This is a genomic window from Marinobacter sp. UBA3604, assembly GCF_002375325.1.
In the GTDB taxonomy this organism is placed as follows: domain Bacteria; phylum Pseudomonadota; class Gammaproteobacteria; order Pseudomonadales; family Oleiphilaceae; genus Marinobacter; species Marinobacter salarius.
Genome location: NZ_DFMB01000062.1, coordinates 1 through 8,137, shown reverse-complemented (window position 1 = coordinate 8,137; position 8,137 = coordinate 1). Strand labels below are relative to the sequence as shown.

At 56.9% G+C, this 8,137-nt stretch carries 9 protein-coding genes; 6 read left to right on the top strand and 3 right to left on the bottom strand.

What is annotated here, in order from left to right:
* Positions 1 to 58: 58 nt before the first annotated feature.
* Both B2590_RS18320 and pyrE read right to left on the bottom strand, forming a co-directional pair.
* A complete protein-coding gene (locus B2590_RS18320) occupies positions 59 to 706 on the bottom strand; it encodes a DUF4124 domain-containing protein (RefSeq protein WP_036203157.1) in 648 nt (215 codons plus the stop codon).
* A gap of 79 nt (positions 707 to 785) precedes the next feature.
* Positions 786 to 1,424 carry an orotate phosphoribosyltransferase gene (gene pyrE, locus B2590_RS18315; protein ID WP_075195032.1) on the bottom strand — a complete coding sequence of 213 codons (639 nt, stop codon included), beginning with the start codon at positions 1,422 to 1,424 and terminating at the stop codon, positions 786 to 788.
* Between the two features lie 81 nt (positions 1,425 to 1,505).
* Between pyrE and B2590_RS18310 the strand changes: the two genes are divergently transcribed.
* On the top strand, positions 1,506 to 2,312 hold the full coding sequence (locus tag B2590_RS18310; protein WP_036203162.1) for an exodeoxyribonuclease III: 807 nt from the start codon (positions 1,506 to 1,508) through the stop codon (positions 2,310 to 2,312).
* Between the two features lie 144 nt (positions 2,313 to 2,456).
* Here the strand turns inward: B2590_RS18310 and rph are convergent, their stop codons facing one another.
* Positions 2,457 to 3,173: a ribonuclease PH gene (gene rph, locus B2590_RS18305; protein WP_085681672.1), complete on the bottom strand. Its 717-nt coding sequence runs from the start codon at positions 3,171 to 3,173 to the stop codon at positions 2,457 to 2,459.
* Between the two features lie 162 nt (positions 3,174 to 3,335).
* Between rph and B2590_RS18300 the strand changes: the two genes are divergently transcribed.
* From B2590_RS18300 to B2590_RS18280, 5 genes are all read left to right on the top strand, one after another.
* Positions 3,336 to 4,202 (top strand): YicC/YloC family endoribonuclease, encoded by an 867-nt coding sequence (locus tag B2590_RS18300; protein WP_036203167.1) that lies wholly within the window; start codon positions 3,336 to 3,338, stop codon positions 4,200 to 4,202.
* A gap of 118 nt (positions 4,203 to 4,320) precedes the next feature.
* A complete protein-coding gene (gene gmk / locus B2590_RS18295) occupies positions 4,321 to 4,953 on the top strand; it encodes a guanylate kinase (RefSeq protein ID WP_075195033.1) in 633 nt (210 codons plus the stop codon).
* A gap of 91 nt (positions 4,954 to 5,044) precedes the next feature.
* Complete coding sequence (rpoZ, locus tag B2590_RS18290) at positions 5,045 to 5,257, top strand: DNA-directed RNA polymerase subunit omega (RefSeq protein ID WP_036203173.1); 213 nt, start codon at positions 5,045 to 5,047, stop codon at positions 5,255 to 5,257.
* Between the two features lie 175 nt (positions 5,258 to 5,432).
* Positions 5,433 to 7,580 (top strand): RelA/SpoT family protein, encoded by a 2,148-nt coding sequence (locus B2590_RS18285; protein WP_036203176.1) that lies wholly within the window; start codon positions 5,433 to 5,435, stop codon positions 7,578 to 7,580.
* 103 nt (positions 7,581 to 7,683) lie between these two features.
* Positions 7,684 to 8,070, top strand: coding sequence for a RidA family protein (locus tag B2590_RS18280; RefSeq protein ID WP_036205609.1), 387 nt, complete (start codon positions 7,684 to 7,686; stop codon positions 8,068 to 8,070).
* The last annotated feature ends 67 nt before the right edge of the window (positions 8,071 to 8,137 follow it).

Here is an 8,137-nt window from a genome sequence, read left to right as displayed (position 1 = left end):
ATCTGGGTCACCGTGAGGTGACCTTTTTTGTGCCTGATTGTTCGAGTCGTGTGGTTTATTATTCTTCCAGGTCGTCCGGGTCCAGCGGAAGCGTTCTTTCCTCGCCTGTAATCTCTTCCAGCCGTTCGATATCGGCTTCGAAACGTTCCCGCAGGGCTTTTATATTGGCGTTCTGCGAGTTGATTTCCCGTTCGATGTCACGAATCTGGGCTTCCAGTCGCCGTATTTTTTCCAGTGTCGCTTCGGGGATGTCGCGACCGGATCGCTCCAGGTCTGCAGCCCGGCTCTGTTCGCTGTCCAGTTGGCTGACGATCACCGAAATGTTGCCTCGCTTGAGCTGATTCAGCCCCTGCAGCTCACGTATCTTGCGGTGCATGGCGCGCACGGCTTCGTCTGGGTGGCTGTAGCGCTCCAGAAGCTTGCGATCGAGCTCCCGCTGTCGTTCCGCTTCGGCCTGGCGTTTTTCCTCGGCTTCCCTGGCGGCAATTTCCTCTTCGGTGGGTTCCGGATCGATCGTTTCAATTACCCGACCGTTCTTGCTGAGAATGTCGTAGCCCCGTCTGGATGCTTCCTGGGGGATGGTACTGCTGATGACAATCTGACCGTTTTCATCGGTATAACGATACATCCTTGCCTCTACGATAGAGGCAGACATCAGCGCAGCCGCAGCAGATACAGCGATTGAAAACCTGGTCAGACGATTCATGGTGAGAGACTGGCGCTCCGCTTGAAACAATGTATGTCAGGAAGCATACCAAAAGCTGAACGATAAACCATGCCCGGATTCAGACTCCGTACTCGTCCCGATATGCGGCGACTTTGTCAGCATGTTCTGAAAAGCCGGGCCTGCTTTGCAGGTAGGCAAGCACCTGCTCAAGCTTGATAATACTGACCACAGGAATGCCGAACTCCTCTTTGACTTCCTGGATGGCGGAGAGTTCGCCAGCGCCTCGCTCCTGGCGATCCAGGGCAATGAGTACGCCTGCAGGCTCCGCCCCTGAGGTGCGGATCAGCTCCATGGATTCCCGGATAGCCGTGCCAGCGGTAATAACGTCATCAACAATCAGAACCTTGCCTTCCAGGGGGGCGCCCACGATATTGCCACCCTCGCCGTGATCCTTCTTTTCTTTTCGGTTGAAGGCGAATGGTTTGTTGTTACCCTCGGCGGCCAGGGCCATGGCGGTGACCGTCGCCAACGGTATGCCCTTATAGGCAGGCCCGAAAATAATGTCATAATCCAGCCCACTACGCTGGAGTGCTGCGGCATAGGCCTTGCTTAACTCAAGCAGATCCTCCCCGGTATTGAACAACCCCGCATTGAAGAAATAGGGGCTGGTGCGGCCGGATTTAAGCGTAAATTCTCCGAAACGGAGTACGTTACGGCGGATGGCGAACTCAATGAACTGTTGCTGATAGTCGTGCATGACAGGGCTTCTGGCGGGTTTGGATCTTTAATTAACGCGTAAAACCGGTATCATACACACAAACCGAATCAGGGAACACGTATGCGGGTAGTTACAATCAGCGTCAACGGTCTGGCCCAGGCTGTTGAAAAAGGTTTCTTTGAATGGCTAGCCAGGCAGGACGCTGACGTGGTTTGCGTTCAGGACCACCGCATGCGGGCTTACGAGGTCGAGGATTTCAACCTGATCCCGGACGGCTATGAGGCCTACTTTATTGATGGCGAGCGTAACGAGGATGGGGGCGTTGGTATCTATACCCGCCATTTCCCGAAGGCCATTATGTACGGTTTCGCCAATGAGCAGGCAGATCGCGAAGGCCGTTTCATTCAGGCGGATTTTGACAAGGTATCTGTCGCCTGCGTTCTCTCTCCCTGCGCACTTGGCCGCGAAGAAGAATTGATTGGCGAGGACGACCTGACGGTTCTGGATCACAAGGACGACTTCATGGAAGCCTTTGGCCTCCATATGCAGAAAACCCTGCGCAAGCGCCGTCAGTTTATTTTCTGCGCCAACCTGCAAACCGCCCATCACGTAACTGACGCCAGCCCGCTGTACCACAAACTGGATTTTTCCGGCTTCCTGCCCCATGAGCGGGCATGGCTGGACCGTTTGTTTGATGAAATGGGCTGTGTTGATGCATTCCGCGATATCAACAAGCAGAGCAACCAGTATACCTGGTGGCCAGAGCAGGCTGAAGGGTCCCGCAAGAGCGCAGGTATCCGGGTGGACTATCAGCTACTGACGCCGGGTATCCGCAAGACCATTCAGGATGGCTGGATTGACGACAGTACCCGTTTCTCCGATCACGCGCCGGTGATCATGGATTACGACATCGGAATCGGTTTCTAGGATTGGAGTAAGCGGTCTCGGGAAGATGGGCCTTCCCGGACACGCTACAAGCACATCCCTGTGCGCTCGACTCCGGCCGTCCCTGGCCGGAGACGGTCCGGGAAGGCCCATCTTCCCAAGCCCGCCGAACCTCGGAGTTAACGGCTACTGAGCCAAAGCCGCTTTCTGTGCCTCAAACAGCTGTCCAATACCCAGCTTGGCCAGCTTCAACATGCCGTCCAGCTCTTCCTGTTCAAACGGCGCGCCCTCGGCCGTCCCCTGAATTTCAATGAAACCACCCTGATCCGTCATGATCACGTTCATGTCGGTTTCGGCCTCGGAATCCTCCGGGTAATCCAGGTCCAATACCGGTGTGCCTTTGTAAACGCCCACAGAAAACGCTGCAATCATCTGCTTCAGCGGCGATTTTTTCAGCCGGCCTTCTTTCACCAGATGGTTCAGCGCATCCACAAGCGCCACGCAGCCACCGGTAATCGCAGCGGTGCGGGTGCCACCGTCGGCCTGGATGACATCGCAGTCGATGGTGATGGAATGCTCGCCCAAGGCGCTCAGGTCAACCGCTGCGCGCAGGGAACGGCCGATCAGGCGCTGGATTTCCACGGTGCGGCCGCCCTGCTTGCCGCGGGCAGCTTCCCGCCCCATGCGGCTGCCGGTGGAACGGGGTAGCATGCCATACTCGGCCGTAATCCAGCCTTTGCCTTCGCCCCGCAGGAAAGGGGGGACCTTGTTTTCAACAGAGGCGGTGCAGATCACCTTGGTGTCGCCAAATTCCACCAGCACGGAGCCCTCAGCGTGGCGGGTGTAGTGACGGGTGATGCGAATGTCTCGGGATTGTTCCGGCGTTCTTCCGCTCGGTCTCATAATTGTTCCTGGTATCAGTGGTGAGTGTCCGGGGTGAATCCCCGGTCGATTGCAAAGTCGAAAGATTGCGGAGTATAACACGCAGTCTGTGGCGTCTGTTCGATGTTGGAGCGGCCAGCCTGCTAAACTTGAAATCTGCTTCTTCGCAAACGTGGAGTCACCATGATCAGAAGTATGACGGCCTTCGCCCGCCAGGATACCCAGGAAGACTGGGGAACGCTCACCTGTGAAATTCGCACGGTTAACCACCGGTACCTGGAGCCGTCCTTTCGCTTGCCCGAAGCGCTCCGGGAGCTGGAGAACAGTTTCCGTGAGCAACTGCGCAAGCAATTGCGGCGCGGCAAGGTAGACGTGGCCATTCGTCTTCAGGCCAATGAATCGGCAACCCAGGGCTTCGAGATCGACGAGGATGTGGCAAATGCTGTCAATGAGGCGGCCAACCACATCAACAGGATGCTGGACAACCCGGCCCACATTAGCGCACTGGATATACTCCGTTGGCCGGGAGTGCTGGCCTCCACTGAACAGGATTTTGGCCCCGCCAGGAAAGCGGCTGGCGAACTATTCGAGCGTACTGTGAGTGAATTGGTGACGGTCAGGGAGCGGGAAGGTGAACGCCTGCGGCCGCTGTTTGAAGACAGGCTCACCACCATGGGTGAGCGGGTGACTGAGGTTCGGGAGCGAATGCCGGAACTGATTCGTGCCCAGGAAGAGCATCTGAAAAACCGCTTTGAGCAGGCGAAGGTGGAGCTTGACCCGGATCGCGTGGCCCAGGAAATGGTGATGCTGGCCCAGAAAAGCGATGTCGCCGAAGAGCTGGATCGCTTGGAAGCCCATATCACCGAGGTCTCGGACACTCTGCAGTCCGACGATGCCATCGGTCGCCGTTTGGATTTCCTGATGCAGGAGCTCAACCGCGAGGCCAATACGCTCAGCAGCAAAAGCATCGATGCCCGGGTGACAAGGGCAGCGGTTGACCTGAAAGTGTTGATAGAGCAAATGCGGGAGCAGGTCCAGAACCTGGAGTAACCTCACTTGGATGCGGGGGCGGCGCAAACGCCGTATAATCCCGCCCTCGTTATTGTGGTGGCGCCGGGGTTGTTCCGCGCCAACTGAAAGCCCGTCAATGCCCGGAGTTGTTAGTCCCATGAGCCAGGAGTCAGAACAAGGCACGCTGTATGTGATTTCCGCCCCCTCGGGTGCAGGTAAGACCAGCCTGGTGGCTCAAATGCTGAAGCAGGACGAAAAGCTTGGTGTCTCCGTGTCCCATACAACCAGGCCTATACGAACGGGTGAGCAGGATGGCGTCAACTACCATTTCGTCAGCCGAGAAGCCTTCGAGGCGATGATCAATCGCGGTGACTTTCTGGAGCATGCGGATGTTTTCGGGAACTACTACGGCACCTCACAGGTCTGGGTGAAACAAACACTGGCCACGGGTCAGGATGTGATCCTGGAAATTGACTGGCAGGGTGCGGAGCAGGTCCGCCACCTGATGCCAGACTGTGTCAGCATTTTCATCGTGCCGCCATCGCCGGAGGCGTTAAAGGATCGCCTGACCGGCCGGGGTACAGACGCACCGGAGGTGGTGGCGCGTCGCCTCAATGAGGCGGCGGATGAGTGCAGCCACGCGGTGGAATTCGATTATCTGGTGGTTAACGATGATTTCGACACTGCGCTGGACGACCTGCTGGCGATTGTTCGTTGCCATCGTCTGCGCATGCAGGCCCAGCAGGTCAGGCATTCCGGGCTGTTGGTCAGGCTGTCCGAGCGCCATTGATCGGCGCACATTGCCTGTATACAAATTGAACCGGCCGCAGTAAACTACGCGGTCTGCTGAAATCAGTCATTTTGCTATTGTCGGGGAAGTTATGGCACGAGTTACCGTTGAAGATTGCCTTGAACACGTTGATAACCGCTTCCAGCTGGTTATGCTGGCCACCAAGCGTGCCCGCCAGATCGCAACCAAAGGTTTCGAGCCGCTGGTCGCCGAAGAGAACGACAAGCCTACCGTTATCGCCCTGCGTGAAATCGCGGAAGGCAAGATCTCCCGCGATCTCCTCACTGAGGATGACGACGAATAAGGTTGAATGTGGCCGAAGACGGGAATATTTTCTGGTTACCCGTCCAAAGCATTGAAATCTGTTCTTGCGGTTTTATAGTGTATCTATAGGCATGACTGGAAGAACGTCGGAAGGACCCGAATGCTTGCATTCGGGTTTTTTTATCCCTGGCATTTATGATCCCCACGGAGGCGCGGTGTCGGCAGAGGCAACGGTTGATGTGCTGGCCAATGAACTCAGCACGTATCTTGATACCAATCGCATCAATCAGGTGCGAAGAGCCTACTATTATGCCGAACAGGCCCACGAAGGGCAGATGCGCAAAAGCGGCGATCGCTATATTACCCATCCCCTGGCGGTTGCTCGAATCCTTGCTGGCCTGAAACTGGATCACCAGAGCCTGATGGCGGCCATGCTCCACGATGTCATCGAAGATACCGGCATCCCCAAGGATGCGCTGTCGGAGCAGTTTGGCGAGGATGTGGCTGAACTCGTAGACGGCGTCAGCAAGCTCACTCAGATTGAGTTCCGTTCCCGCGCCGAGGCCCAGGCCGAAAACTTCCAGAAAATGACGCTTGCCATGGCACGGGATATCCGCGTGATCCTGGTCAAACTGGCGGATCGCCTGCACAACATGCGCACCCTGGGCCCGATGCCTTATGAGAAGCGTCAGCGCATCGCCAACGAAACCCTGGATATCTACGCCCCGATTGCCAATCGCCTGGGTATGCACTCCATTTGCACCGAACTGGAAGATCTGGGGTTCTCTTCACTGTACCCGATGCGGTCAAAGTACATTTCCAAGGCGGTCGCAAAGCTTCGGGGCAGCCACCGGGAAATCATTGACGATATCCGTGGCAAATTGCAGGAGAAACTGGAAGAGCGAAGCCTGCCCGGCCGCATCCTGGGCCGGGAAAAGCATTTGAACAGCATCTACAACAAGATGAAGTTCAAGCAGAAGTCCTTCCACGAAATCATGGATGTGTACGCTTTCCGGATCATTACCGACACCGAGGACGATTGCTATCGCATCCTCGGCGCCGTACACAGCCTCTACAAGCCGCTGCCGGGCCGTTTCAAGGACTACATTGCCATGCCCAAGGCCAATGGCTATCAGTCCCTGCACACCACTCTGTTCGGCATGCATGTGAATATTGAAATCCAGATCCGCACCGAGGAAATGGAGCACATCGCCAACAACGGTATTGCGGCCCACTGGATGTACAAGAACGAGCCCTCCAGTGTGACCAGCGTCAACCAGACACGGGTGGACCGTTGGGTGAAGGGCCTGATGGAGATGCGTGAGCGCGCGGACGACTCCCTGGAATTCATCGAACACGTGAAAGTCGACCTGTTCCCGGACGAGATCTACGTGTTCACGCCCAAGGGCAAAATCATGGAATTGCCCAGCGGAGCGACCCCCGTCGACTTTGCCTACGCCATTCATACGGACATCGGTAATGCCTGCGTGGCCTGCCGTATCAACCGCAACCTCGGATCCCTGAGCCAGCCGCTGCAAAGTGGCCAGACCGTTGAAATCATTACCGCACCCGGAGCACGGCCTAATCCCGCCTGGCTCAGTTTCGTGGTAACCGGTAAGGCTCGCAGCAGTATTCGTCATGTGCTCAAGAACCAGAAGCGTGCCGAATCCCTGGACCTGGGCAAAACCCTGTTGAAGAAATCCCTCAAAGGGTTTGGTACCAGCCTGTCCGAGATCAACGAGCATCAGATCCAGGCGGTGGTCCGCCACAACCAGGTGGACAGTTTCGAGGATCTGGTCAGCGATATTGGTCTGGGCAATCGCATGGCTTATCTCGTGGCGCGCCAGTTGGTCAGCGGCAGTATAGACGATGAGGCATCGGACGTGGCACCCGCGACAATCATGGACAAGGCCGATAACAGCCCGGTCACCATTCGTGGCACCGAAGGCTTGCTGGTTCGGTTTGCCAGCTGTTGCAAGCCGATTCCCGGTGATCCGGTGGTCGGTGCCATGGACTCGGGCAATGGCATGGTGATCCACTCGGATACCTGCTCACGGTTGCCAGAGGACGATGAAGGCAGGGCGCGCCTCACTCATCTGAAGTGGGCCAAGGACATTGCCAACGAGTTCTCCGTTGAACTTCGAGTGGAGCTTGAGCGCCAGCGCGGGGTCATTGCAGAGCTTGCCAACGCAGTTGCCATGGCGGATGGCAATATCGAGCGCATCAACGTGGAAGAGCAGAACGCCAAGCTGGGCATTGTCAGCCTTGTGGTGCATGTGAACGGTCGCCGGCATCTTGCCAGGGTGATGCGGCGGATCAGGAATATTCGCGCTGTCACCCATATCAACCGGGTAAGGCACTGACGCAACCGTGGTGCAACGGGCCAGAGCCGCTACGTTTGGCCTGTTGACACGCCTGCCACCCAGAGGTGAGGATTGGCGTTTTGATAAAGAGGACCCCAAGGTCATGACCAACAAATCCGTAATACAGACTGATAACGCGCCACAGGCCATCGGCACATACTCCCAGGCAGTGAAAGCCGGGGACACCGTGTACCTGTCGGGGCAGATTCCGCTGGTGCCGGAAACCATGGAAGTGGTCGCGGGTGATTTCGCCGCCAAGACCCGCCAGGTGTTCGAAAACCTTAAAGCCGTCTGCGAGGCCAGTGGCGGCGAGCTCAAGGATATCGTTAAGCTCAACATCTACATGACGGATCTGAGCAACTTTGCAACGGTGAACGAAATCATGGCCACCTATTTTCAGGAGCCGTACCCGGCGCGTGCCGCCGTGGGTGTCGCGGCGTTGCCCAAGGGTGTCCCGGTTGAGATGGAAGCGGTGATGGTGCTGAGCTGATACTCGTTCAAGCAAACACCGAAGGCGGCCCATGGGCCGCCTTTTTCGTTGTGCGCCAGGCATGGCG